1 protein-coding gene is annotated in these 1,098 nt (G+C 38.8%); it reads right to left on the bottom strand.

Going from position 1 to position 1,098, the window contains the following annotated elements; genetic code table 11:
• The coding region (locus AC1DPQ_RS28510) for a lysophospholipid acyltransferase family protein (protein WP_477611678.1) at window positions 1-427 on the bottom strand (427 nt) is incomplete at its 3' end.
• Between the last annotated feature and the right edge of the window lie 671 nt (window positions 428-1,098).

The following is a 1,098-nucleotide window of genomic DNA, read 5'->3' as shown; positions in this document are numbered from 1 at the left end:
TTTCTAGGTTTTCGCCAGCTTTTTTAAATGCTTTAAAAGCCGAAATCTTACTGTCGCGGTTTACAGAAATATCGATGGTTTTAAAAAAAATGCCTAATACGGGATTATTCAACAATTCGTCCTTTCCCATAAAATGGAATTTACCATGCCCCATGATACAGAAAATCATAATATCCAGGTTAGAGGTGTGGTTTGCGCAATAGATGTAAGTTTGTTTGGGATTTAGCTTTTCTTCATATTGATAACAAAAAAAAACACCTGAAAACAAACTGCACAAAAAACTGTTGGCTTTTCTGAAAAAATTGAGCGTACTGTAGTACTTCTCATTACGTGAGGTAATGTAATATATTGGATAGAACAGAGCGAAAAAAAACAGTATCCAGAATAGAAACCATATCCGGTGTACTTGTCTTAGAAGATAAATCATAGATAACCAAAAATATAAAATAGTTTGATATTTCAAACAACTGATTGCATTGGGCTAAGATTATGGTTGTATTATACCAAGCACTGGCGAAACCCGTTCTAAAGATCTCTCCGCTACATTACACTCCGATCGAGATGACGAAAAAAATAGTGAGATGACGAAAGGTACTTCTCCACGGTTCCGTCCCCGCAAAAACCGCTGTTGGTAAACCTTATTGAAGTGTAAAGCCCGGAGCACAGCGAGGACTTGCAACGGAAAGAAGGACTGTAGCTCCCGATGAAATACCGGCTTTCATTTTCAAATTATGGTTATATTGCTCGCTGTGGTTGTTGCGGCACCAGCGCTAGGAAAAGATCTCTCCGCTACGTTACACTCCGATCGAGATGACGAAAAAAATAGTGAGAGATAACGATCGAAAAGGTACTTCTCCGCAGTTCCGTCCTTGCAAAAATCACTGTCAATAAACCTTATTGAAGTGTAAAGCCCAGAGCGCAGCAAGGAATATAACGGAAAGAAGGACTACAGCCTCCGATGAAATACCTGCTTTCATCTTCAAATTATGAGGATGCAGCTTTTTGGTCGATGAGAGGTCAACCACTAGGAAAATAAAAATTTCAGCTTATAGATCTCTCCGCTTCGGTAGAGATGACGAAAAAAATAGTGAGAGATAA

The organism is Pedobacter sp. 01T416_2, from assembly GCF_056398925.1.
The sequence above is the reverse complement of the archived record's forward strand: the minus strand, read 5'-3'. Positions and strand labels throughout refer to the sequence as shown.